Below are 25,290 nucleotides of genomic sequence, written 5' to 3'. Positions count from 1 at the left end.
AGTAGGCGTGCGTTCCATGGAACGCTCTGGGAGCGAGAAGTTGCTTTACGGCCTACATTCAACCTTCGTCAGTTGTTGACGGCGCACTCGCGTTGCCTCTTCGTCGACTTTCAGATCGCCACCGATCAGAATGATCCCATAGTCTGCCTCAGCCTTTTCACGACTGACCATTCCATCAAGAACGTCGTTCAAGACTTCTGCCGGGTGACGCTCCAGCGGTGAACCGAAGCCGCCGCCGTCTGCGGCCTTGATCGTCAGGGTCAACGAAGGTAGCCGTTCAACCCCGAAACGAGGCGGAACGTAAGATGCGCCATCTTCGAACTTGATCGAGCAGCTTCCGATCCCTGCGGCCTGTCCGCCGAGAGCTCCAAACGATGTGGGATTGCCGTTACCCTCGCCGCGGAATGAGTACTCCGCCGGGTAGTTCACACGAACGGTTGCCTCCGCTCCGGTGCCGCCCCGATAGCGCCCCGGACCGCCGCCGTCGGTGACGAACTCCTGACGTTCGACAAGGAAGGGATAGGTCGTCTCAAAGTTTTCGACGTCCGGCAAGGCGAGACCGCCAAGAGTGGTGATCTGTCCCATGACATTGAACCCGTCGCGACCTTTGACCGCGCCGGCTCCGGGCTGAGCCAACCATTGATATGCGACGTAGTAACGTCCACCTTGGTCAATGCCTGAGGTGTTGCAATGCGAGATCCGGCTCCAGCCCGCACAGCTCAATTCGGGAGCCGCTGGGCTGAGCGCCTGCCAGATGACGTGGATGATCTGGTGCGCTGGATAGGTCGTCGCCGAGGTCACGGGCGCCGGAGGCTTTGCATTGACCAGAGATCCTTCCGGCGCGTCGACGCGAACGCGGCGGAACACTCCGTCGTTGCGCGGAATATGGGCGCCAAGGAATGAGATCAATCCAAAGAGCACGGCCGATCGCGTGTTCGCGAGTGAACTGTTTTTGAGCCCGCGCATCTGCGGACTCGCGCCGGCAAAATCGACGAGGATTTCGTCGCCCGTGACGGTGATCGCGGTCTTGATGCGGGCGTCTATGGTTTCGAAGCAATCGTGATCAAAGAAGTCTACGCCCGTATAGGTACCTGGCTTAAGTTGACGTATCGCGGCGACAAAGCTCTCTTCGGCCCAGTCGAGAAGTGAGGCGAACAACTGGCTGAGTCCTTCCGCCTCAGGTGGGGCTGCCATATCCTGAAGACGCTTTCCACCGATTTCGGTCGAGCCGAGCATCGCGCGCAGGTCCCCGTCGAGCAGGTCCGGCGTTCTGGAGTTGAGGAGGATTAAGCGCCAAATGTCGTCCTGAATCTCCCCTCGAGCAACCAGCTTCACGACGGGAATGCGCAGACCCTCGTGGAAGATCTCCTCGGCCTTGGGATTGTAGGTTCCTGCCGCGCCGCCTCCAATGTCTGACTGGTGTGCACGGTTGCAGGTGAATGCGATTAACGTTCCGTTCAGAAAGACCGGCCGCATGATCGTGAAATCGGGGAGATGGTTGCCGCCGGCGACATATGGATCGTTCGCCAAGAAGCAATCGCCGGGGTTGATGCGGCCTGCGAAAGTCTCGAGGAGCCGCGAGAGCGCAATAGCGCCGCCACCCGTGTGGATCGGGATGCCGTCTGCCTGGGAGACAACCTGTCCGGCACTACTTCCGATGAAACAGGAGAAGTCATGGGACTGGCTGAAGATCGGGCTTCTCGCCGTCCGCGCCATGACCCAACCCATGGTTCGGCAAATATGATCGAGTTGCTTCTGACCGAGAGCAAGGCTGATCGGATCAATCACCTTCATTTCGCGCCTCCTTGAGCAGGAACGGCCAATTCAACAACGAAGTTGTTCGATGCGTCCACGTGGAGCCTATCGTCTTTTTCGATGAAAACAGTCGTGGTCATGTCGTTGATGATGGCCGGCCCAATGAGATGCGCGCCCGGCTTGAGACCTGTGCCCTCGTAGACACTCACATTCAGGGGGCCGATGTCGCGGCTTACGACGACACGACGCTTCGATGCCGCCTGAGGAGAGTATTCAGCACCCGCCGTTTTCTGGATCGAAACGCGAGGGAAGCGCCGTGAGCCGCTCACGCGCAGCGCACATGTCATCAGGGGCGAATGCTTGTGGGCATGGCCATAGAGACGACTGTAGCGCTCTTCGTAGGAAGCGATGATGCCTTCGATGTCGTTGTCCGTCCACTCGGCGGAGAGCTGAGACTGCTGACCGAGATAATTGAGATCGATGTGACGGCTGAAGATCGGATGGCCTCCGGTCTCGCCATAAGCCATCAGGCGGGCGCGCAGCCCCGTCTCGAGCTCGTGCGCCACACCTTCCAAGTCCTGCAACGCATCTTGGTCCAAAGAACGCCGGATGGTCCGCACCTCGTCGAGGCGCACATCTGAATTGAGCATGCCGAAGGCACAAAACACGCCCGCAAGTCTGGGAATGTACACCCCCGAACAGCCAACGCTCTTGGCAACGGAGGTGGTATGGAGCGCGCCGGCTCCGCCGACGGCGACGAGGATAAACTTACGAAGATCGAACCCTCCCTCCGCGCTGACATGCTCGACAGCATGACGCAGATTCTGGTCCATCAGCTCGACCACGCCAAGTGCTGCGGCTTCCGGCGCAAGTCCAATCGTCTCGCCATAGACCCGCTGTAGCGCCTTGCGAGCCGTCTCATCGTCGAGATCGAGCGTGCCGCCGGCAAAGGGGCCGGGCGCCAGACGGCCAAGGACGAGCTGGGCGTCCGTGTTGGTCGGATTTTGGCCGCCGCGCCGATAGCATACCGGTCCCGGGGTGGATCCTGCGCCATCTGGACCCAGCGTCACCATACCGCCGGCATCCAGGCGCGCGATGCTGCCGCCGCCAGCGCTGACGGAGTGGATGTCGACACTTGGTACGAGCGCGAGATATCGCGCAATGTCGATACGATCGGTCGAGTGGACGCGTCCCCGCTCCATCAAGGCGAGATCGCAGCTCGTGCCGCCCATTTCGAGAGAGATCAGATTGTCCATTCCAGCAGTCGCCGCGACGTGCCTGAGCGCACCGACTTGCGCGGCGGGGCCCGACAGGAGGAGACACGCGGGATTGCGGGCGATTTCGTCGACGGACGCGATGCCGCCATTGCTCTGGATCAGGAGCAGTGGGCCGAACAATCCGCTTTGACGCAGAATTCCCTCCAGCGACCGCAGATCAGGCACAACGCGCCGCGAGACATAGGCTGCCAACACCGTCGAGGACGTACGGCCGTACTCACCGGCGTAGGGTGAAATCTCGTGAGAGCAGAAGATCGCATCCGGATGCCAATCGGATCCAAGGATCTGCATGGCCAGACGTTCGTGCGCGCGGTTGGCGTAGCTGTGAAGGAAGGAGACCGCCACGCACTCGACGCCGTCATTCTTGAAGGCCTTCGACGCGGCTTTCACGTCGGCTTCATTGAGGGGTGCAAGCTCCGCGCCGTCCTTATCGAGTCGTCCGCCGACCGGCAAACGCCAGCGCCTGGGAACGAGCACATCGGGAAACGGCGGACGATGATTCCAAGGCTCTTCGCGGATGCCGCGCCGAATTTGGAGGGTATCACGGAATCCCTTGGTGGCCAGTAGGCCAACCTTGGCACCTTTGCCCTCGAGGACTGTGTTGGTCGCAATTGTCGATCCATGTACAAGCATCGAGCATCCGCCCAGCAACTGCTCGGTGGCTACATCGAGCCGCCGCGCAACCGCATCCAGCGCTGCCATGACACCAGCGGTTGGGTCATCCGGCCTTGAAGGCGACTTAAGGACCTCGATTTGGCCGTTTGCGTCGATGGCCACGACATCGGTAAAGGTCCCTCCGATGTCGATACCAATTCGCCAGGGCGCAACAAGCATTCGTCACTCCGATTTGGTGCTATGTGTCGTCACAACTGTCATTTACGGAAACAGGAACTTGGTGCGATTTGCAGATTGCACCATGTCCACGCCGATGAATGGCTCATGCTCTAACGAGCCGATTGTGCTTCGGAAGCCGGCTCGCGCGCATTGCCCGAGAGAGAAAACGGGCCGCCCGCTGAGAGGTGCGGCCAGAGGGCGTTCGTCAAGTGAGGAATAGGACGACGAAAGAGTCGAGCTCAACGCAAGTGTCCCAAGCCTGGGATTGGCAAGTGAAACATCGCGACCAAGCTCGGCCATTTTGAGCAAGGCGCGGCCGCGCGAAATCGCATCGAGCTTGCCCCAAGATCCCTTCCGGGCGGCATGGCCCGCTGCGACCGCAGCGTCGATTTCGGATGCTCCCCCGCGCGCGATCTCGGCCATTTTGGCCCCATCCGAGGGATTGATCACCTCCAACGTATTGGACTCCAGCGGCCGGCGATGTAGTGTCGGTAAGTATCCATCAGCAATCCCTTCGCATTCTCAATGTTGCTTCGCGCTTGCCGCCGCCCTGCCGGGCCGCATGAGCAACCGCCTGAACAGACCGGCGTCGGCGACAAAACCGACCCGGTCGGGCCTCAATACCTGTCGTTCAGCTGCGAAGCTGCCGAAGCTCTCAGACCGCCTCGGCTGCCCGATCGAGTGTACCGTCGAAGAGCGAGATGGGCGGATGAGCCGCCGGATCGGGAACGATTTCGATCAGCCACGGCCGCTGCTCGCCAAGGGCGAGGTCAAGCACCTTGCCGAGATCACCTGACCCCTTTACGACGATGCCGCCGCAGCCGCATGCCCGCGCGATGGCGGCATGATCGACCGGCGCAAAATGACAGGCCGTCGTATAGCCGCCGAACTTTACCGTCTCCGCATCCTTTTGGAATCCGAGGATGCCGTTGTTGAGCACGATGACAATGACGGCAACATTGCTGCGGCGTTTCAAGCTCGGCCCAGCTGTCGGCGAAGCCGCCGTCGCCGACCAGAGCAATGACGGGGCTTGCCGGGCGCGCCACCTTGGCGCCGATTGCGAGCGGCAATCCCCAGCCGAGCCCGGCTAATCCCCGCGGAGTCAGAAACCGTTCGCCCGATGTTCGGGTCCGAAGCTGGCCTACGACCCACATCGAGGAGTAGCTGGCGTCCGCCATCACGATCGTTTCCGGCGTCAGACGAGCCTGCACCTCTCGCATCACGCGCTCGGGGCGGATCGGGGTGCTGTTGCTTCCCCAGAAGACCGAGCGATCGCTGTCGAACTTTTTCCAGGCCGAGGCGATGCGGTCCTCGAGAGGTTTACGCTTGTCACGACGCAAGGACAGGTCGACCTGTTCAAGCCCGGTGCACAGCGCCTCGACCGTGGCGGCAGCATCACCGAGCAGGCGGACGGACTCGTAATTGCGTCCGATTTCCTGGGGATCGACGTCGATGTGGATGACGCGCGCGGTCGAAGGCACCTGCCGCCAGTTGCCCGTCCCGTTCTGGTTGGTACGCGTGCCGATCAGGAGGACGAGATCCGCGTCGTTGAGGATCGGCAGCGCATGCCGTCCGAGCAAACGCGGGCCGACCAGTGCTCCGAGGACGCCCGCCGAGAGCGGGTGAGTTTCATTGACGGCTCCTTTGCCCATGTTTGTCGTGAAAACCGGCAGATGGGCGAGGTCCTGCAGCTTTGCGAGAGCGGCGGCAGCAGCCGGAGACGTTGCACCGCCGCCGGCAAGCACAACGGGGGCCTTTGCGGAGGCGATCGCAAGGACCGCCTTGCGAAGGTCCACATCCGCTGGCCGCGTGCGATCGATCGGCCATTTGCCAAGATTCGATCGACGTTCTCGTACGGTGGCCGGCACTTTCTCCCGCAACAGGTCGGCCGGCAGCATCAGGACGGCCGGGCCCGGACGGCCACTGCCGGCAGCGACAAAGGCGGCATCAACATAGTCGTCGACGCGATCAGCAGTGATGATGCGGCGCACCCATTTGGCGCAGGAAGAAAACAGCGCAAAGTGATCGAGTTCCTGGAAGGCATTGCGATCGAGCTGATTGCGCTCGACTTCCTGCACGAGAGCAACGATCGGGACGCTTGCCTTGTAGGCCTCCGCAAGCGGCGGCACCAGCAGGGTTGCAGCGGGACCGTTCTGCGCTGCAACGACTGCGATTCGTCCCGACACGCGCGCATAACCATCGGCCATGGCGCCCCCCATGTTCTCCTGGCGATAGGCGATCTGGCGAATTCCTATGGCTTCGCAAGCGAGGATGACAGCTGACGGCAAGCTCTGGCCAAAAATGACTTTCACGCCATGACGCTGCAAGGCGCGGGCGATGCGTTGCGCAACTGTTTCTTCGGTCATCTCTATACCTGAATGAGATCCAAATTGTTGTGGTCACTGTCGAGAAAGCCAGCGAACACGTCGACGACGAGTTCGGCATCACCGCGCGTTATCGGCGTGGAGAGACAGGCTGCAGCCCCGTAGGGCAGGATAATGCCGTTGGAAGCAAAGAAGCGCGTAAGCCCTTCATCACGGCAGCTCCCCCTTGCGTGAGATAGGCCGCGCGATAGTCGCCCGGCGGCCGGACCACCGGATGGATGCGGAACAGCGATGCGATGCCGGTCACGCACAGCGAGACAGCCTTCTTTTCGATGAGCTGGCTGATCGCGTCTCGAATAAGGATCCCGAGCTCTCAAGATGGGGGAGGGCCGCGTGATCGAGATGCCGCATCGAGGCAAGACCAGCGATCATCGAAAGCGGGTTGGCCGAGAAGGTGCCACGCTGCGGCAGCAAAGGCCGCCCGGCTGAGGCGTCGAAAACCTTCATGACGTCCGCGCGGCCGCCAACCGCCCCGATGGGAAGGCCCCCGCCGATGATCTTGCCCATGGTGATGACGTCAGGCAAGAGGCCATGGCGAGCGGAAGCGTTCTGAAAACCTTGTCTGAGATTGAGAACCTCGTCTGCGATCACCAGGATCCCGTTGTTGCGCGCGGTTTCCTGCACAGCTGCGATGAACTCGGGTTTGGGCGCAATCAGGCCACCACGACTCGGCATGGGATCGAGAACGATGGCGGCCAGATCCCGGGCATGCGCTGACAAGAGCTGGCGCGCGCCTTCGACATCGTTGAAGCGGATCACGACCACTTCATCCAGCACGCTGTCCGGCATACCCCGGTAATTCCGGACCGATATGGGGCGCGCGGGATCACTCCAACTGGAGGGCGCAGAAGCCTGACTGACTTCGACCCAATCATATGCGACATGGTAGGCGCCCTCGATCTTAGCGATTTTCGTGCGGCCCGTGAAAGCACGCGCCGCCTTTACCGCGAACAGAACCGCCTCTGTTCCTGTGTTGACGAAACGGACGCGATCAAGGTGGGGGATCCGGCCACAGAGCAACTCTGCAAGCTCGATTTCACCCTTAGTCGGGTTTGCAACGCAGCTGCCGCGCTGGATCTGGTCCGAGAGCGCCTGCACTACCGGCGGGAAAGCGTGGCCATGAATGAGGGTCGTGAAGTTGCAATTAAGATCTAGGAATCGCCGCCCGTCAACGTCGAACACGTAACTGCCCGCGCCCCGCTCGATATAGATTGGCTCCGGATCGCGCTCAATGGTCACGCGCGAGGTCCCATCCGGAAAACCAGCCGCGCGCGGGCGAAGCTGTCCTTCGAAATTTGGCCAGCGCCGGCAGATCCGGCCGCGGTATCCGAGCGCGCTTCTCTCACGACACCCTCACTCAATCTGCTTGTCTCTTTTCTAAGTAGCGCGGCTTGGTATTGGGACAATCTGGTCCGGCTAGTAGGGAACGTGAGGGCTGGCGCAGGTGTGCTTGGCTCGTCAAGTGAGCACGTTCAGCCGCTCGTCAATCACGGTCAAAACGAAAACGGACATGACCCGCATCGCTCACCACACGCCCCACCGCCGGTGCGGGAAAATGGGCCGTCAACAGCTTCGTCGGTGTGTCAATCAGGCGACCGATCAGGTCGCGTATCACCTGCCGGCCCATGATGTGATCGTTGCCGTTCACCCAATCCGGCTCAGCGAATTGGATCGGGTGGTGAATCGCATCGCCGCTGAAGATCGCGTCCTGCGATTTGGAACGCAGGTAAAGACCGCAGTGGTGCGGGGTGTGGCCATGCAAGGGAAAGTAGCGCACCTCGTCTGGAAATTCGTTCTCCACGGCGTGGTCGTCTTCTACGAAAGTCGCCAGGCCATGCTGCACCACTGGCAAAATGCTGTCATCGAAGGGCAGCTTTCTGCTCGGCCCGACCTCGCCCGATTCGATGACGTCGCGCCAATACTCGAACTCCCCCTTGCTCATCAGATAGCGAGCATTGGGAAACGTGGGGACCCATTTGCCATCCTTCAGCAGCGTGTTCCAGCCGATGTGATCGGCGTGCAAGTGGGAGCACATGACGTAATCGACCTGCTCCGGCAGAACACCTGCGTGCGCCAGGTTCTCGAGAAAGGACGTGCGCAGCCGATGCCAGGGCAAGTAATACGGACGCTCCTTGTCATTGCCGCAGCAAGTGTCGAACAGAATCGTGTGGTGACGCGTGCGGATGAGATACGCGTGGGAGCTTCCCTTCAGATGGAGCGTTTCCGGATCCACTAGGCTTGGTCCCAGCCAGTGCGCATGTTCGCCAATGACCTCGTTGGACGCGCCAGCGAGTAGCCACTCGCCGTCCACCGCCCAGTCGTATTCCGGGATCGTATCGACCCGTATGTCCCCGAAAATCTGAGTTCTCAAGCTGCAGCCCCTGTTGCCCGAAGGGTCGCGATTTCGTCATTTTGAAATCCGAATTGCGCGAGGACCTCGTCGGTATGCTCGCCCAGCATCGGAGCACGCCTCGTCTGCTTGTCTCCGATTCCCATCTGAACCGACTTGCTCATAGCCTTGTACTTGCCGACTATGGGGTGCTCATGCTCGACAACGAGATCCTCCGCCAGAATTTGCGGATGGTCGAACATGTCTTCGATCGATCGGACCGCGATGCAAGAGAGCTTGCCGAGCAGCAATTCTTCCCACTCGATCGCTGTACGCTGCATGAGACCCTCCCTGATGAGGGGCCTGATCTCTTCCCTGAGTTCGGTACGTTTCTTGAGGGTATCGAAACGTGGATCGTCCGCGAGCTGCGGAAAACCGAGGTTCTCACAAAGGTTCTTCCAGAAGGTGGGAGTCGTAGCTTGCAGATAGAGATATCCCTCTTTGGTTGGATAAATTCCGGAGTAACTTGGACCCCACCACCGGTCTATGTCTCGAGGCTCGTTTTCGGCCCATATGAATTGGCCAGCCTGCAAGGAGATCGCTGACCGCAACAACGACGTTCTCACATGTTGCCCTTCGCCTGTGCGCAGCCTGTGCACAAGCGCCGACAGGATTCCGAACGCAACGAAAGAGGCCGAGTAATAGTCGACGATGGAGCCGCTCTGTATTTGTGGGTTTTGGTTTCGGCCGCCTTGCATCGACGCTATCCCGGTAAAGCACTGCAGCAAGGTGTCGAAACCAGGATGATCGCGCAGTGGTCCCTTTTCTCCGTATCCCGTGAACGAGCAGTAGATGAGATCGGGTCGAATGCTTCGAAGTGTCTCGTAGTCGATGCCAAGCCTTCGAGGGACCGAGGGTCGGAAGTTGTGCACGACGACGTCGGCGTGCTTGACCAGTCGATGGAACGCAGCTTGGCCCTCGGGAAGCTTCAGGTTAAGAACGATCGACCGCTTGTTTCTATTCGCTCCTAGGAAGGTGCGGCATTCTCCGTTCAGGTTCGAAGGGTAGTGTCGCGACATGTCCCCGCCGGGAGGCTCTATCTTGATGATCTCGGCTCCCACATCGCCCAGAAGGGCGCACCCATACGGCCCCGCAAGATACGCAGTGAGATCAAGCACGACTATTCCTTGAAGGGCGTCCGCCATATCTGCTCCTTAGCGATCGTTACTGCAGTTAATTGTAATAGGCTGCCAAGGTCGGTTTGATGCAAACCTAAGCACTTTCAAGCGCGAAGCCTGCGCTGAGAGCGTCTTTTTGGATAGTTTTGTTCGGAAATGTCTCCGGGCGTCACTCCGTGCTGTCAATCGAATCGTGTGGCGCCGTTAGCTCAAGCTGAATAAATCGAGAAGCTGGATTGAGTCGCGCGAGAGCGCGACATCCTTCAACATCGATCGATCCGAGGAGCGCCGGGGGTTCGAGTCCGCGACCTGCCGTCGACCACCAGTCACACGGTGATTTGTCCGGCCAAATTCCGACGCGTCGCCCGCCCTCAATTGCCGCATCGGCAGAGCTGTGTCTCCGTGGCTGACGGTTCATTTTGGCTGGCAAGGTCCACGCGCTCGTCAGAGATCGCCACCGCAGCCGCGAGTTCATCGAACTCCTCAAGCTTCTCGATGCCGCCTATCCGGCCAGCACCGCGATCAAGCTGATCCTCGACAATCATTCGGCACACATCTCGAGGGAAACCAGAGCCTGGCTCGACACCCGACCGGCAGGCCGCTTCGACTTCACGTTCACGCCAAAGCACGGCTCCTGGTTCAACCTCATCGAGGGCTTCTTTTCCAAGTTTGCCCGCTCTGTCCTGCGTCACATCCGAGTGACATCAAAGCACGAACTCAAGGAACGCATCATGGCCGGCATCGACGACGTCAATCATGCCGCAAACCGTGTGCGATCTGAGGCGACCCGCCTTATCCCGCCCACTGTTTATGCTCTTGCTGATGCCGATCGCTTCTGACTTCTCGCGTTCATAGCTGAACTCGGTTGTATCGTGCAGCACAAGAACGAGACCTTCAGTGGCGGCGGCATGATCACGCGTCGATTGGAAATGGCCGGCCAGAATGTCCGCTTCGCTGACCCGGTCATTAGAGAAGAAGCGGTAGGCTGCCCTGGTATTCGCCCAATCGTGGCAGACGAGCGGAATGCTTTGTCCCATGGCGCTTCCAATCTGCGTGAGCAGTTTGCGGAATCTGTCGCCGAGCCGCGCGTCCCTAAACTCGCATCCACTACTCTCGATCAATCCACATTCACCTTGAGGAGATCGCAAACAGCCTTTGCCGGTCGATCCCTTAATGTCAGCCCCATAGAGCACCCCCTCGCGAATCAGGTGCTCAGAAAGGGATCACAAGTGATTCTTTCGATTCAAGATTTCGCCGATCAGCGGATCAGCCCGAATGGGCAAAGTTACGGGTAATTGAAAGCCAGTGAAGGCCGCCTTGCCGAATGAGGCCTGTTGTTGAGAACTGTCCTTATGGACAGTGATAGGCGCAGTGCCCAAGTCGAGCGGCTTGAGGTGGTGGAGACGGGTCGGCGGAGGCGCTGGTCCGAGGATGAGAAGCTCAAGATCGTCCTGGAGAGCTTACAGGCGCCGCGCCAGTCGCGGCGACAGCGCGGCGGTATGGTGCTTCGCGCTCATTGCTGCTGCGATGGCGGCGATCGTTTCGGCCTGAGAAGGATGCCGCCCATCAGGCTGGCTTCGTACCGGCGATGGTGGTCGCGGAATCAGGTCTGAAGCCTTGCCCAGTCGCGCCGGCCAGCAGCGGCGGGTCGATCGAGATCGAGTTTGCGGCCGGGGCTCGGATGCGGATCACGGGTGAGGTCGACGCGGCGACGCTGAAGGCAGCCGTGGCGGCGCCTCGCAGATAGGCGCCTACGGTGATCCCATTGCGTCGGGCGTGCGGGTGTGGATTGCGACCGGCCACACCGATATGCGTCGCGGCATGAACTCGCTGGTCTTGCTGGTGCAGGAAGCGTTCACGCGAGACCCGCACGGGGGCGACCTCTATGTGTTCCGTGGCAAAAGCGGCAAGCTGATCAATATCCTTTGGCACGATGGACTGGGTATGTCGCTTTATGCCAAGCGGCTGGAGCGCGGCCGCTTCCTGTGGCCGTCGTCGGCTGATGGCGTGGTGACAATCACCCCCGCCCAGCTTGGCGCAATTGAGCTGGCGACCGCAGAGCGCAGGCTGAGCGAAGAAATCTGCGGTTGCCGCCATTTTTGGGGAGTCCCAACGCATCCAATCTGTGATTCACTGTGTCGCATGGATGCCGACCGCGACGCTGCTCCGGATGACGCTCGCCCTGAAAGAGGCGCTCGCGGTCGAGCGCGCGAAGGGTTTGGAGATCGCCGCCGAGCTCGCGGTCGCCCGCGCGAAAGCGTCGGAAGACGAGGCGCTGATTGGACAGCAGAAGCTGCAGATCGCCAAGCTAAGACATCAGATCTATGGGCAGCGGCCGGAGCGTTCGTCGCGCCTGATCGAGCAGTTGGCGCTGACGCTCGAAGAGCTGGAAGCCGACGCCACCGAGGATGGCGGAACGGGCCGTAGCGAAGACGACGACGGTGCGCGGATTTACGCGCAAGCGCGCCGAGCGCCAGACCTTCCCTCAGCACCTTCCCCGGGAGCGGGTGGTGATCGAAGGACCTACGGCTTGTGAATGTTGCGGAACCAATCGCCTTCGCAAGCTGGGCGAGCATGTGACCCGCACGCTGGAAGTGGTGCCGCGCCAGTGGAAGGTGATCGAACGTCCGGGAGAAGTTCTCCTGCCGCGATTGCGAGAAGATCAGCCAGCCGCCGGCGCCATTCCATGCCATCGCCCGGGGATGGGCTGGTCCGAGCCTCCTGGCCATGATCATGTTTGAGAAGTTCGGCCAGCATCAGCCGCTCAACGTAAGCGCGAATTTCTCCGCACCTTTTGCTTTTGAGTGCTCTGATGCATGAGGTGTCCACCAAAATAGGTGGACACCTTGTGATGGCAGCGGATGATCAGAAACTGCGGGTCAGGCTTGTTGGCCGGAACGGTCGCCGGCGCTACGAGGCGGCATCGAAAGAGCGTCTTGTCACGGCCTGCCTTGAGCCTGGGGTTTCGGTATCGAGGCTTGCACTCGAACATGGGGTCAACGCGAACCTCCTTCGGAAGTGGATCAAGAAGCACACCGCCACCAGGTCGCTGCCGCCGTCCTCACGCCCGGCGTTCATCCCGGTTCAGCTTGAGGGGTCCGCCGATCGAGCCCTGTCGCGGCAAGACAGCGTGGCGACGGTGGATTTGCCGGCGACTTGCGATGAAATGCGTGGTTCGGAACCCAAAGGGACTCCAGCTTTTTGTTCTCCGGCCAAAGTGAGCGTGTCGCTGCCGAACGGCGTGAAGCTCGCGCTGGAATGCGGCGATGTGGATGCATTGACGGCGATCATCGGAGCACTGGGCCATGTTCAGACTGGGCGGTGACCTGCAGGTCTATCTGCACCGTGAGCCGATCGACTTCCGGGCTGGCATCAACAGCCTTGCGGTCCTGGTCCAGGAGACGATGGCGCTCGATCCATTCACTCCGGCGGTTTTTGCGTTCTGCAATCGCCGTTGCGACCGGATGAAGTTGCTGTTCTTCGACCGGTCCGGCTTTGTGCTGGTCCTGAAGCGGCTGACCGAGGACAAGTTCCGATGGCCGCGCCGCCAGGAGGCGGTCGTCACGCTGACGACCGAGCAATTGCACTGGATCCTTGACGGCATCGATATCGATGCGATGGTCCGCCATCCGGTGCGGCAATATCAGGTTGCCGGCTGAGCTCTCGAGTTGAGCGGTTGACGCGTCGGTACGGTTCAGATTCAAGAATCCGATGAATCGAACCGGCGATCCGAGTGTTGAAGTGCTGTTGGCGCGCATTGCTGCGCTGCAGGCGGATAACCATCAACTCGCCGACCGCGTCGTCAAACTCGAGGAAGAACTGGCGCTGGCACGCCTGCATCGTTTTGCGCCACGCAGCGAAAAGCACGTCGATCGTCTCTTCAATGAAGCCGAGCAGGCCGCCGATGAGGATGACGCCGGCAGTGAAACGAACAATATCGCCGAACTTCCGGACACGGGCTTGCCACCCGTCGAAAACACAACGGGAAAGAAGCGCGGCCGCAGGCCGCTGCCGGCGAACCTGCCGCGTGAGCGCGTCGAGTATGACCTGCCCGACGATCAGAAGGCGTGTCCTTGCTGCCGTGGCCAGATGCATCGCATGGGCGAGGCTGTCACCGAGCAACTTCATATCGAGGTGAAGGCGAAGGTTTTACAGAACGTACGCTTCAAATATGCGTGCCGCCATTGCGATCGCACCGGGATCAACGCCCCTGTCGTGACCGCGCCGATGCCGACGCAGCCGCTGCCGGGCAGCGTTGCCACGGCCTCAACGCTGGCGTTCGCGCTGGTTCATAAATATGTCGATGGCACGCCGCTCTACCGCCTGGCGCAGGCCTTCGAACGCGCCGGTGTTCCGGTCAGCCGCGGCGCTTTGGGTCGCTGGGTGATCGGCTCGAGCGAGAAACATCTCTCCCGCATCTATGACGCCCTGAAGCTGCGGCTCAGATCGCAGCCTCTCATCCATGGCGACGAGACGACGGTTCAGGTCCTCAAGGAGAAGGACAAAAAGGCCACCAGCACATCGTATATGTGGGCTTATCGCAGCGGCAAGGGCAGTCACGAGCCCATCGTTCTTCTGGATTATCAGCCGGGCCGCGGCCAAATCCACCCGCAGGCCTTCCTCGGCGATTACCGCGGCATCGTGATGAGTGACGGCTATACCGCATGGCGCACGCTGGAACTGGCCACCCACATCGGCTGCATGGCCCACTCCCGGCGGCGCTTTGTCGATGCCCTCAGGGCGAGGAAGAAGGGCGGCGGTCCGCCCGAGCAGGCGCTGCGGTTCTTCGACCAGCTCTACCGGGTTGAAAGGCAGGCGCGGGACGGAATACCGGAGAAGGGTGAAACACAGGCCGACTGCATTCGCCGCTTCCGCCAGCAACATAGTGTCCCCATCCTCAATGCTCTCAAGGTATGGCTCGATGACATGGCCCCGAAGGTCTTGCCTGACAGCAAGCTCGGCGACGCCGTATCCTACACCCGAAACCAATGGGAATATCTGACGCGCTACACCGGGGACGGCAGCATGCCGATCGACAACAATCTTCTGGAGCGCGACATCAGGGTTTTTGCAACTGGCAGGAAGAGTTGGTTGTTCAGCGATACCGTGGACGGAGCCAAGGCCAGTGCCGTCGTCTACAGCCTGATGCTGACCTGCCGCGCCTCACGTGTCGAGCCGTTAGCGTGGTTGCGCCACGTCCTCACCGAATCGCCTCAGCGCGCCGGCGACGCCGATATTACCGACCTGCTGCCCTTCAACTTCCACAAAGCCGCCACTGCCTGAACGGCCCGGTATCGCCCGATACTAGGGCAATCCATCAAAACCGCCGGCGTCATCGTGCGGGGAAAATCGCGCTTACCGCTCAACCGCCAGGCGAAGCGCTACGCTCTGGAAGGCGTGCCGATCGCACTGTCGACCATGGCAGATGCCGTTGGGGCGGTCTGTGCCTCGCTGGATCCCCTGCTGCGTTTGGTGGAAGCCCATGTCATGGCAGCCGAGCGGCTTCATGCTGACGATACGACGGTGCCGGTCCTGGCCAAGGGCAAGACCGACACAGGACGGTGCTGGATTTATTCGGGACGATCGGCCGTTTGGGGGCGCGGGCCCACCAGCAGCGATGTTCTACTACTCACGCGACCGCAAGGGCGAACACCTCCAGGGGCATGGCCCGGTATGCCGGGATCCTGCAGGCCGACGCCTATGACGGGTACAACCAGCTCTATCTGGCAGGACGCCAGCCAGGGCTAATCCGGGAGGCCGCCTGCTGGTCGCACGGACGGCGTCCGTTCTTTGCCATGGCCGACATTGAAGAGAATGCGCGGCGCAAGGCCGTTGGCAAAAAGGAAATCCCGCTCTCTCCGATCGCGATCGAGGTCGTGCGGCGGGTCGATGCACTCTTCGAGATCGAGCGGTCTCTCAACGGCAAGAGCGCCGAGGAGCCTTCAGGTGCGGCAGATGCTGAACGAGCTATCGCCAATTTTTGGTGACGGCCGAGCCGGTCAGGCGGCGGCGGTTGCGGGTTGACGGTCGGTCGGCTTGGCGATGACCTCGATCCCGTCAACAAGGTCCATCACGTCACCACTATCACCAAGCTCGCCAAAGACCTCGGAAGACGAAGATTGGCTGTGCGACATCGCCAACGAAATGGAGATCGAGGACGGTGCCATCTGGGTCTATGGCGTCGAAGAAGACGGCGTCCAGGCATTCACCGACTTCGGCATCGAAAACCTCATCGACCTGATCAGGTTCTACAAAGAGAACCCTGGACTGCCCAGACGGTAACCCTGCGGCCTACGCCGAATGGATACGTTCGCAGCTGACTTCGATCCAATTGACTTTTGTGGCTATGGCCTTGAAGAAGTCGCGATCGAATCCCATCAGCTCGTTGGATTAGGATCCTCAAAAGAGCACGGCGGATTGTAGGTAATAGTGGACGCATTGACGGTCTTTCTTGAAGTTTGCGCCTGTGCAGGCAGCGAAGCGCGCGCACGCTCACCACGAGTCGACTTCGATCCTCGATGACATACTGAGCCCTCTCTGTTGCTCGGAAAGAATTAGTCTACGCTCGGTTGGCTCAGAACTGCTGAGATGAATTCTCGAGTTCGGACGTGTGTCGGGTTACCGAGAATCTGATCGGGGGGGCCGCTTTCGACCAAATGCCCGTGGTCCATAAATCCTACTCGACTCGCAACTTCACGTGCGAACGCAAGTTCGTGGGTAACGACGACCATCGTCATCCCTGACCTAGCGAGATCGCGCATAACGGCGAGTACCTCACCCACGAGTTCAGGATCCAGTGAAGAAGTTGGCTCGTCAAAGAGCATGAGCGCGGGCTTCATCGCTAGAGCCCGGGCTATCGCCACACGCTGTTGTTGTCCACCAGAGAGCTCGATCGGGTACGCGTCGCATTTGTCCGCTAGGCCTACACGATTAAGCAGTTCACGACCGGCCGCTTCGGCCTGCCTACGCTGAACTTTGAGTACTTGGGTCGGCCCCTCGATAACGTTTTCCAACGCCGTTTTGTGCGAAAACAGATTGAAACGCTGAAACACCATGCCTGTCGCCAGTCGCTGCCGGGCGATTTCACGCTCGGAGCGCTCGTATAGCTTGTGGCCTATACAGCGGTAGCCGACCAATTCCCCATTTATCCATAAAACGCCACCATTGATAACCGACAGCTGATTGATACAGCGCAAAAATGTGCTCTTCCCAGAGCCCGACGGGCCGATCAGGCACAACACCTCACCGCGGCTTATCTCCAGATCGATGCCCTTGAGCGCCTCGAAGGATCCATATGACTTTCGCAGGCCAACAGCCTTGAGAATTACGTTCATCTCTTTGCCCGGTTAGCGTGACTGAGCAGCACGTCCCGCACCCCGGGCGAAATACCGCTCGACCTGAGTCTGTAAAAGCGAGAGCACTGTGACTACGATCAGGTACCAAAAGGCCGCAACGAAAAGCAGCTCAATGACCCGGTTATTAACGTAGTAAATATTCGATGTGGCATACATTACTTCTGAAAATTGAATTACGCTCGCCAGAGACGTCCACTTGACCATGCCGATAAATTCGTTGCCAATCGGTGGCAGGATAACTCGCATGGCTTGAGGCAGTATTATCCGACGCAACGCTTGAAGACGATTCATTCCGATAGCGCTGGCGGCTTCGTATTGCCCATCATCGACAGACAACAGACCGGCACGCACCACTTCCGAAGTATACGCGCCCTGATTGATCCCTAATCCGAGCAGCGCTGCAACAAATGGCGTCATCACATCCACGGTGCGCCACTCGTGCAATCCTGGAATGCCAATGGTGGGAAACACTAGCGCGAGATTGAACCACAACAGCAACTGGAGCAATGACGGGATGGCGCGAAAGAGCCACACATAGGCAAGCGCCGTCCAATTGATAATCGGATTGGTCGAAAACCGCATGATCGCAACGACCACACCTATCGCAACGCCGAGCAACATCGCCAGGACGGCCAACAATACGGTGTTGCCGAGTCCAACCATGACGGTCCGTGCCGTGAGGTATTGTCCAGTAACAGACCACTCGATCTGGCCATGAGCGAACGCCAAACCGAGCCACACAGCCAATGCCAGGACCGCGGCAGCCCCGAAATAACGGCCTAGATGTCTTCGGCGCACATGCTCGAATTGAGACAAATCTTCGCTTACGAGGCCATCCCGACTTGTTTTCGCTAGCCGTCCGACCGCTTCGACCAACATTGTACTACCTATCCCCACTTAGCCGCCTCCCCACTCGGTCATCTCGCAAGGAGATTCACCTCGCCTCGCGGATCGACGGGATCACAGTGAGGCTATAGAAGTCCAAGGCAGATCTTCTTCAAAATCGGTCGATCGAAGCCCGAATCCTGCGATGATCCTGCCATGCGCGACTTTTTCAGGTGACCTGCCACTGACGTTTCATCCAGCGGCGGTTAGAGTCAGTCTTAGGTTCTTTTGCGGCGACACCGAGGTTTGGACCACCCAGAACTAGAGTTATGCGCTTCTTTCACGGTGGCGGGCTGGTGGCGCCATCCGGTTAGGATAGACACGTTTGATGTTGATGGCCCAACCATCACTTTGGAGCAGGAGTTGGACGCGGCGGTAGCCGCTATCTGACCCGCGTCTGGCAGATTCCTTGAGCCGATTTTCGAGGGCGGTCTGGTCGCCGCGCTTCGTCTTGTAGACGCAAAGTGCGCGATCAATCCGAAGAATCGAGCAGGCCCGCCCGATCCAGCCTTCCAGTCGCTCCGCGCTTCAGCGAGAATCTCCTCCCGCGCCAACCGGTCGCCCTCCGGGACGACGCCTCGCTTGCGGCGTGCGCGGCGTCGCTTGCGCTACCTTATGGCGTAGCCGGAATTCGTTCACGAAACGCACTCGCCAGACTTGCAGATCGGCCTAGGAATTGAGGCCGCTTGCCGCCGTGCCCCCGCGAGCGAACGGTTACGTGAGGACGTTAGAGCGCGCGTCGTCGAAGAGCTCGTCGCAATTCGGCTCGAACCTTTCATGACCGAGCGACGTCTTTGATCCCTACGAGGTCCGTTCAACTCCAAACGTCGCAAGCGCTCCCTCCGGTACTGCTAGGAATTAAAGGACGCTTGGACAATAAGACCGTGATAAAGGCCTGATTTGTACAAATCCGTCGAAAATGCGTCCCCGGCGCACGAATTAGGCCCCAAGCTCAATGTAAATGGCGACGAGCGACATCAAAGATCGTTAGAATATAGCCTGAATCGCATAGGCAAATTTGAAACTTTAGGACCGTTGCATGCCTCAGACTTTTAGAGACGCCAGGTGCTATCGCTCGATCCTCTTCGTCCCAGGACACAAGCTCGATTGGATGTTGAAGGCACCCAAGTATGGTGCGGACGCCCTGCTGTTCGACCTTGAGGATTCAGTCGAGGCGTCCCAAAAACCTGCAGCGCGCAACGCTGTCGTAGCGGCTATCAAGGAAATGCGTATGGGCCCTTTCGGGCGCTTCGTGAGGGTCAATGGATGGCGGACTGGTTGCCAGCTAGAGGATCTTAATACGATTGTCGTCGACGGTCTCGACGGGGTCATGCTGCCCAAGGTTGAAGATCCGGAAGATGTCGCAGCACTAGATCTCGTGCTTGGAGAGTTGGAAATGTCTCGTGCTCTGCCAGTCGGTAGAATCGAAATTTGTCCGTACGCAGAATCTGCGGTCGCGATGAACAGGTTCTATGAGATCTGCATGGCATCCTCGCGAATTAAGCGCGGAGGCACTGCCCTTGGTCCGATCGCAGGTGGAGATGGAACGCGCGCGCTCGGTCTGCGGATCAAGGATGAGCCTGATGCGGGGATTGGCTTCGGAGCCATTTCGGTGTTGCAGGCGCGCGCCGCCGGAATTATGCACATCGAAGGGGCCATGACTGCGACGTTGGATGATCTTGAGCTGGTACGGCGACTCGCCGAAAGATCGAAGCGTATGGGCGCAACGTGGGCGTCGGCTATCCATCCTAGCCATATTCCCATCATCAACGAGGTCTACTCGCCATCGCGAGATGAGATCAATGAGGCACGCGACATCGTGTCCGCTATGGCGAAGGCCATTGCCCGCGGCGACGCGGCAGTTCGGCACAAATCAACAATGGTGGACTACGCGAATGTTAGGACCGCGATGGACGTACTCAAAGCCGCTCAGGCGTCAGGGGTTGATGTTGGCGACGTGCCGAACATCGAGCTTCCCACACAGTGAATATGCCTCGGACGAGTTAGAGCCGATCATTTGTGTGTCTGCACCTTTCCGCAATTCCGTTCAAAGCAAATGGAACCTCAGCAACAAGTGCCGAAGCTCTTCAAGAGGTTGTCGTGCTTGATCTCGTAGCCGCCTCGTAGACCCCGGGGGTGAGCCCTTTCGGCCGATCTCAGAGCTGAGATCATTTAGATTGAGTGGTCCGGCGGCGGATAAAATGCGACAACATTCATCGAGCTTGGATGGAGAATGTAAGGCCTTTCTGGATGTCAATGGAAACGAGCGCTTGGTCGCGCTTGATCCTCACGGCGCAATCGCGCTGACTTTCCTGGATGCATCTCACCACGGCGAATCTGTTGCTGGCTCGGCGCGTTTTGAGGCGACGCTGCGGTCGGAACCCTCTTGATCAGCGAAGTGCGCAAGCCCTTCAACGGCGAAGCCGCTGCGCGCCCCTGCACGCTCTCTATGGCGGGCGTGACAGCGGCGGTAGCAGTGAGCCACGAGCAGACGCGCGCATGTCCAAAGTGGCCGGCGCCAACTCGAACGATCGACAACTACGCCAACCTGCTGATCCGCGGGCCCTCCGGCGTTGGCAAGAGCTGGCTCGCCTCCTCTCGGCAACAAGGCCTGCCGCGACAATCGCTCGGTGCTCTACCAGCGCGTCCCACGGCTGTTCAGCGATCTGGCTTTGGCGCGCAGCGACGGCCGCCACCCCCGCCTCCTGTGCGCGCTCGGTCGCATCGATCTCCTCATCCTCGACGACTGGGGCCTCGAGCCGCTCGACGCCGCGGCCCGCCACGACCTCCTGGATATCCTGGAGGACCGCTACGGCCGCCGCTCCACCATCGTCACCAGCCAGCTCCTGGTCGATCAATGGCACGCGCTGATCGGCGAGCCGATGACTTCATGATGCCTCCTTCTTTGAACGCTTGGTACGTCGTATCCGATTGCGCAGCCGACTGATTTGTTCGTCTGAGAGCTCGATCTGCCATGGCTGGCCTTTGGCTAACTGACGGCCTGCCAGCAATCCGCGCGCGAGATAATCGAACACCGTTTGCGGGGTGACGCCAAGCTCGGCTGCAGCGCCCTGAATCGAGAAGCTACCGTCGGGCCAGCGCATCGGATTCTTGTCCACGCCGTTGATTTTGATGGTGGGAATGCCCCAGCGGGTACGCAACACCCAGACGTTCTCGCCTTTGAAGGCGCAGCCTCGGGCCGCGACGAAGCCTTCCTGATTGAGTATTGCCGCGATCTCGCCATCCATTTTGTGTTCAGCATTCAACTCGACGATCTGTCGCCGCAACCGATCAATGTCGATGTAATCGCGGTAGGTGTGAACGCGCCGTTGCACGTGATGCTCGCTGGTTGCGCCGGTCTGCCAGACGATCTTGAGCCACACCTGACCTCGGGTCCGCTTCTGATCAAGAACGACTTTCCGGATGACAAATCGCAGAATGCGCTTGCGATCGGCTGCCGACGTGGTGGCCGCGTTCCAAATCCGCGGCAGGTTCTCGCCGAGCGCTTGTAGCCCTGCGCGTTCCGCCGGGCCAATCAGAAGCGGCTCTTGCGCTCGCCAACGCGCATGCTGCTGCTCGACCGCCTCGACGACACGCAGCTTCTCTTCCCAAGCCCGCTCGAGTGAGCGCGCCACAAGACGGTTCTCGGGCTCTACGGCGTCATACTGACGCCGAGCGCGCTCTGCCTCGTAGCGGGCGCGCTCCACGCGAAGCGCCCATTGGCGCTCGAGCTGACGGCTCTCCTGCTCCAGTTGGCCCGCCGCCGCGAGTGCGATCTCAATCTGATCCGGCACAGGGCATCGAGGACCACCCGCTCGACCAGCGCGTCAACCGCCAAGGCCCGGACTTCCTGACACAGTGCATTGCCTTGCTGGTCCCGATCCGAGCGGCAGCAATAGACCGGATAGTCGGCATTCGGGCCCGTGTAGCGCATGCTCATGTGCCGTCCGCAACGGCCGCAGATCGCAATCCCTTGTAACAGGGCTGCCCCCTTGCGCGGTACGCCAGAGTGTCCTGCCTCATAGCGGAAGACGTTATCTGCCAGTCGCCCCTGGTTGGCCATGAACTCCTCCCAGCTGATATAGCCTGGATGAGCGGCGTGGAGGCAAACCGCCCAATCCGCGATCGCCACCTTGACCGTTCCCGTCAGCGATCCCGGCCGGCATCGGCTCGGATCCTTTTGCCGGCGGCCATAAACATACGCACCAGCATAGGCCGGATTTTGAAGGATACTAAGGACGCGTGCACTATCTGGCGCACGCCAGGCGATCTCATGTGGAGATGGTCCAAGCAGCGGTCGAACCGGCAAGGACAATCCGTTTCTGTCCAAGTACCGCATCACACGGCGAGCGCTTTGCAGTTCCTGGAATTTGGCAAACACGAGATGAAGACGGGCCTGCACCTCCTCATCGGGATTGAGAATAATTGTGCCCGCTCGATCATAGGCGAGCCCGGCTGGCAGGGGCAGCCGCAGTTCGCCCCGCGTTGCCTTCTGGCGTTCCCCTTGGTGAAGGCGCATCCGAAGTTGATGCAACTCCGCCTCGCTCATGATGCCGGACAAGCCCAACAACAGGCGGTCGTGGTAGGCGCGCGGATCGTAAAGCCGCTCGCCATCCGCAATGAGCACGCCGAACACCGAGCACAGTTCGAGCAGCTGATGCCAGTCCCGATTATTGCGGGCCAAGCGCGAAGCGTCGAGGCTCACCACAAGACCGGCGTTGCCAAGGCCGATCTCGGCAATGAGCTTCTGGAAACCATGACGATCCACACCGCCAGCACCGGATTTGCCCAGATCCTCATCAATGACCTGGACACGTTCAGGCGGCCAGCCCAGACCGATGGCACGATCGACGAGGCGGTACTGCAGCTGCGTGCTCTCCTGGTGGTGGCGCACCTGGTTCACGGATGACTGCCGCACGTAGACATAGGCCAACTTAGCTCGGTGCGCAGTCGTGAGCCGCTCGTCAGCGACGTTCAAGCTGATCAGCACGGCTCAGTCCCCTTCCGGGCGTGCCGGGAACCGCTTGCATTCGCCGCAGCAGCGTGGCGAGGATTTGAGCGATCTGGGTTTGCGTCGCGGTCGACAGATTCGGCCACAGGCGCGGAATGTCGGCCGTCGGGCGGCCGGGTGGATTTGCCGACGTCGGCAGTGGTCGATACGCAACGCGACCTGGAAGCGGTCGGTGGGTCATCGCGAATCACCTTCTCGTCGAGAAGGCTCAGACTCGCGCTCAAATGTTGCATCAATGGGATCAGCGTACGTGCACTGATGCGCGGCAGATCGGCGGCGTTCGGGCGGGAAGTGATAGGCGTCTCGCCAAGATCCGTCGACGCGATCCGAATCGCCCGCGGCCGTCCGTCCGGCAGCGCGACAACGACGTAGGCGGGACCGCGCCCCGACCGCTCCTTCAGCACCTCAAGCCGGTGCCCAACAGGAAATGATGCGGGTCGGTGATCGTGACGTGAGACACGACCCGCTCAAGAATAGGGGTACTCTGTCGTGTTCGGCGATCAGGCAATGACGCTGGCGGCCGTCGATCGCCTCGTCCACCACGCAACGATCCTCGAGATGAATGTCGAGAGCTACCGTCGAAGAGTTGCTCTCGATCGAAGGCGCGGTCCAGGACGGCCACCCGTGCACGCCACTCCAAACGAGCTCGACAAAGCGGTGATTGACGCTGGCAGCGCCTCTTGATTGTCGCGCAGCGTCAATCAACGCGTCAATCAACGCTTGCCAAGCCGGCGGCCAGCGTCAATTATCTCCTGACTCGGCCGCTTTGTCTCATCTTGATTGACGCGCCGCTCTCATCCTGATTGTCGCGCCATAGACACGACCCGCTCAAGAATAGGGGTACTCTGTCGTGTTCGGCGACCCCACCTATGCCGACGCCGTCCTCGATTGCCTGGTCCACAACGCCCACCTGATTGACCTCAACGGGGAAAGCCTGCGGCGAACCCGTAAACCCAGCCGAAAGGACTGAGCCCGTGGCGCTGTGGACATGCCGCTGCGCTTGGACAACGCAAGAGCGTTGCCCACATGCCCACAGCAGAAGCAGCAGAAAAACAAGTCCGCCGAGCCGCGATTCAAAGATTGACCACGCGGCTTTACCGATGCCAGAAACTAGACAGCCAGAACGCCTCGCGCCCCCGGCGACATCAAATCGGAATGGTAAACCCGGGCGAGATCGTCGGAATCAGCACTGCCTGGACCGTTGTTGCTTTCACCTCACCGAGCGGTTGAATTTTTGAAATGTCCCCAGGACCAGAAACCAATGGTTCGAACGTAGACAAGTCGTATGCGTAGGAGGCGACGTACTTGGTATCTCGGTCCGCCGTCACCGGTTCGAACCGTTCCCTTGCCCTAGGACCGATCGACATTCAGGATTCCCAATCGGTTTGATCGCTGATTCATAGAGCTCCGTGATTCGACACGGAGCGGATAATGGCGGCGAAGCGATACGAGTTGAACGAGACGCAATGGGCGAAGATTTCGCCATTACTGCCGGGCAAGGCTGGCGACCCGGGACGGTCAGCTGCGGATAACCTTCTGTTCGTGAACGGATGTTTGTGGGTGTTACGGTCGGGCGCGCACTGGTACGACCTGCCGGAGCGGTACGGCAAGTGGAAGACCGTGGGCGCTTCAGCCGCTGGTGCCATGCCGGCGTCTGGGAGCGGGTATTCGCCGCGCTGACCGCCGATCGCGACAACCAGTATCTGATGATCGATAGCACCATTATTCGCGCCCACCAGCAGGCCGCAAGCGGAAAAGGGGGGCCAAAGATCAGGCGCTGGGGCGCTCCCGAGGCGGACTGACCACCAAGATCCACATGCTGGCTGATGCGCTCGGCCGTCCGCTCCGCTTCATCGTCACGGCCGACAGGTTGGCGACATCACCCACGCGCCTGCGCTGCTCGACGGGCAAAGCGGCGATGCAGTGCTCGCCGACAAAGCCTATGACAGCAACGCCCTGCGCGCGATCATCGCCGGGATCGGCGCAACGGCGGTGAGGTGATCCCGTCAAACCGCACCCGCAGGATCATCATTCCGCACGACGGCGACGCCTACAAACAGCGCAACCGCATCGAGCGCTGCTTCTACCAGCTCAAACACTTCCGGCGCTTCGCTACCCGTTATGACAGGGGAACCGCGAACTTTACCGGCTTCATCCATCTCGCAGCCGCCATGATCTGGATGCAAGGAATGTCGATCGGTCCTAGGCCTCAAGTAGTCGAGAAGCCTCTGGTCCGGTTCGAATACCGAGCTCATGGCGCCGATGTGATTCGAACCGTTCGC

At 60.2% G+C, this 25,290-nt stretch carries 16 protein-coding genes and 9 pseudogenes; 13 read left to right on the top strand and 12 right to left on the bottom strand.

Annotated elements, in window-relative coordinates; translation table 11 throughout:
* Positions 1–45 precede the first annotated feature (45 nt).
* From IVB26_RS06970 to IVB26_RS06940, 7 genes and pseudogenes are all read right to left on the bottom strand, one after another.
* Positions 46–1,794: a hydantoinase B/oxoprolinase family protein gene (locus IVB26_RS06970; protein WP_247971083.1), complete on the bottom strand. Its 1,749-nt coding sequence runs from the start codon at positions 1,792–1,794 to the stop codon at positions 46–48.
* Positions 1,791–3,866: a hydantoinase/oxoprolinase family protein gene (locus tag IVB26_RS06965; protein WP_247971082.1), complete on the bottom strand. Its 2,076-nt coding sequence runs from the start codon at positions 3,864–3,866 to the stop codon at positions 1,791–1,793. The genes IVB26_RS06970 and IVB26_RS06965 overlap by 4 nt, the downstream gene beginning before the upstream one ends.
* A gap of 42 nt (positions 3,867–3,908) precedes the next feature.
* Positions 3,909–4,289, bottom strand: coding sequence for a hypothetical protein (locus IVB26_RS06960; protein ID WP_247971081.1), 381 nt, complete (start codon positions 4,287–4,289; stop codon positions 3,909–3,911).
* A 232-nt stretch (positions 4,290–4,521) separates the two neighbouring features.
* A pseudogene (locus IVB26_RS06955) lies at positions 4,522–6,232 on the bottom strand (acetolactate synthase catalytic subunit).
* Positions 6,233–6,493: 261 nt separating this feature from the next.
* Entirely contained in the window at positions 6,494–7,489 is a 996-nt protein-coding gene (locus IVB26_RS06950) for an aspartate aminotransferase family protein (RefSeq protein WP_346732863.1), read from the bottom strand.
* A 244-nt stretch (positions 7,490–7,733) separates the two neighbouring features.
* Positions 7,734–8,621: an MBL fold metallo-hydrolase gene (locus tag IVB26_RS06945; protein ID WP_247971080.1), complete on the bottom strand. Its 888-nt coding sequence runs from the start codon at positions 8,619–8,621 to the stop codon at positions 7,734–7,736.
* On the bottom strand, positions 8,618–9,784 hold the full coding sequence (locus IVB26_RS06940; protein ID WP_247971079.1) for a CaiB/BaiF CoA transferase family protein: 1,167 nt from the start codon (positions 9,782–9,784) through the stop codon (positions 8,618–8,620). The genes IVB26_RS06945 and IVB26_RS06940 overlap by 4 nt, the downstream gene beginning before the upstream one ends.
* A gap of 398 nt (positions 9,785–10,182) precedes the next feature.
* Here IVB26_RS06940 and IVB26_RS06935 point away from each other — a divergent pair.
* A pseudogene (locus tag IVB26_RS06935) lies at positions 10,183–10,512 on the top strand (transposase); the annotation flags it as partial.
* Here the strand turns inward: IVB26_RS06935 and IVB26_RS06930 are convergent.
* A complete protein-coding gene (locus IVB26_RS06930) occupies positions 10,462–10,950 on the bottom strand; it encodes an IS4/Tn5 family transposase DNA-binding protein (RefSeq protein WP_247971078.1) in 489 nt (162 codons plus the stop codon). The pseudogene IVB26_RS06935 and the gene IVB26_RS06930 overlap by 51 nt on opposite strands.
* A 616-nt stretch (positions 10,951–11,566) precedes the next feature.
* On the opposite strand from IVB26_RS06930, the pseudogene tnpB (IVB26_RS43430) reads away from it, so the two are divergent.
* From tnpB (IVB26_RS43430) to IVB26_RS06895, 7 genes and pseudogenes are all read left to right on the top strand, one after another.
* Positions 11,567–11,737 (top strand): annotated as a pseudogene (gene tnpB / locus IVB26_RS43430) (IS66 family insertion sequence element accessory protein TnpB); the annotation flags it as partial.
* Between the two features lie 162 nt (positions 11,738–11,899).
* Positions 11,900–12,535, top strand: a pseudogene (locus IVB26_RS06920) (IS66 family transposase); the annotation flags it as partial.
* A gap of 73 nt (positions 12,536–12,608) precedes the next feature.
* A complete protein-coding gene (gene tnpA / locus IVB26_RS06915) occupies positions 12,609–13,082 on the top strand; it encodes an IS66-like element accessory protein TnpA (RefSeq protein WP_247973088.1) in 474 nt (157 codons plus the stop codon).
* Complete coding sequence (gene tnpB / locus IVB26_RS06910; protein ID WP_137483046.1) at positions 13,063–13,416, top strand: IS66 family insertion sequence element accessory protein TnpB; 354 nt, start codon at positions 13,063–13,065, stop codon at positions 13,414–13,416. Before tnpA ends, tnpB (IVB26_RS06910) begins: the two co-directional genes overlap by 20 nt.
* Before the next feature lie 52 nt (positions 13,417–13,468).
* Positions 13,469–15,040 (top strand): IS66 family transposase, encoded by a 1,572-nt coding sequence (gene tnpC, locus IVB26_RS06905; RefSeq protein WP_247971077.1) that lies wholly within the window; start codon positions 13,469–13,471, stop codon positions 15,038–15,040.
* 75 nt (positions 15,041–15,115) lie between these two features.
* Positions 15,116–15,696: pseudogene (locus tag IVB26_RS06900) on the top strand (IS66 family transposase); the annotation flags it as partial.
* A gap of 103 nt (positions 15,697–15,799) precedes the next feature.
* Positions 15,800–16,039 carry a hypothetical protein gene (locus tag IVB26_RS06895; protein WP_346732862.1) on the top strand — a complete coding sequence of 80 codons (240 nt, stop codon included), beginning with the start codon at positions 15,800–15,802 and terminating at the stop codon, positions 16,037–16,039.
* Between the two features lie 272 nt (positions 16,040–16,311).
* Here the strand turns inward: IVB26_RS06895 and IVB26_RS06890 are convergent, their stop codons facing one another.
* The gene (locus tag IVB26_RS06890) at positions 16,312–17,091 is read right to left on the bottom strand and encodes an amino acid ABC transporter ATP-binding protein (RefSeq protein WP_247971076.1); all 780 of its coding nucleotides are present in this window, start codon (positions 17,089–17,091) and stop codon (positions 16,312–16,314) included.
* Positions 17,092–17,103: 12 nt separating this feature from the next.
* Positions 17,104–17,991: an amino acid ABC transporter permease gene (locus IVB26_RS06885; RefSeq protein ID WP_247971075.1), complete on the bottom strand. Its 888-nt coding sequence runs from the start codon at positions 17,989–17,991 to the stop codon at positions 17,104–17,106.
* Between the two features lie 1,045 nt (positions 17,992–19,036).
* Between IVB26_RS06885 and IVB26_RS06880 the strand changes: the two genes are divergently transcribed.
* Together IVB26_RS06880 and IVB26_RS06875 are read left to right on the top strand one after the other, a co-directional pair.
* On the top strand, positions 19,037–19,984 hold the full coding sequence (locus IVB26_RS06880; RefSeq protein WP_247971074.1) for an HpcH/HpaI aldolase/citrate lyase family protein: 948 nt from the start codon (positions 19,037–19,039) through the stop codon (positions 19,982–19,984).
* A 543-nt stretch (positions 19,985–20,527) separates the two neighbouring features.
* Positions 20,528–20,879 (top strand): annotated as a pseudogene (locus IVB26_RS06875) (ATP-binding protein); the annotation flags it as partial.
* A 6-nt stretch (positions 20,880–20,885) separates the two neighbouring features.
* Here IVB26_RS06875 and IVB26_RS06870 read toward each other — a convergent pair.
* Both IVB26_RS06870 and IVB26_RS06865 read right to left on the bottom strand, forming a co-directional pair.
* Entirely contained in the window at positions 20,886–21,632 is a 747-nt protein-coding gene (locus IVB26_RS06870; protein ID WP_247971073.1) for a hypothetical protein, read from the bottom strand.
* A gap of 17 nt (positions 21,633–21,649) precedes the next feature.
* A complete protein-coding gene (locus IVB26_RS06865) occupies positions 21,650–22,987 on the bottom strand; it encodes a recombinase family protein (protein WP_247971072.1) in 1,338 nt (445 codons plus the stop codon).
* A gap of 510 nt (positions 22,988–23,497) precedes the next feature.
* Here IVB26_RS06865 and IVB26_RS06860 point away from each other — a divergent pair.
* From IVB26_RS06860 to IVB26_RS06850, 3 pseudogenes are all read left to right on the top strand, one after another.
* A pseudogene (locus IVB26_RS06860) lies at positions 23,498–23,692 on the top strand (ATP-binding protein); the annotation flags it as partial.
* A gap of 166 nt (positions 23,693–23,858) precedes the next feature.
* Positions 23,859–23,978, top strand: a pseudogene (locus tag IVB26_RS06855) (ATP-binding protein); the annotation flags it as partial.
* 461 nt (positions 23,979–24,439) lie between these two features.
* Positions 24,440–25,191 (top strand): annotated as a pseudogene (locus IVB26_RS06850) (IS5 family transposase); the annotation flags it as partial.
* Positions 25,192–25,290 lie beyond the last annotated feature (99 nt).

This window comes from Bradyrhizobium sp. 195, from assembly GCF_023101665.1.
Taxonomy (GTDB): Bacteria; Pseudomonadota; Alphaproteobacteria; order Rhizobiales; family Xanthobacteraceae; genus Bradyrhizobium.
The sequence above is the reverse complement of the archived record's forward strand: the minus strand, read 5'-3'. Positions and strand labels throughout refer to the sequence as shown.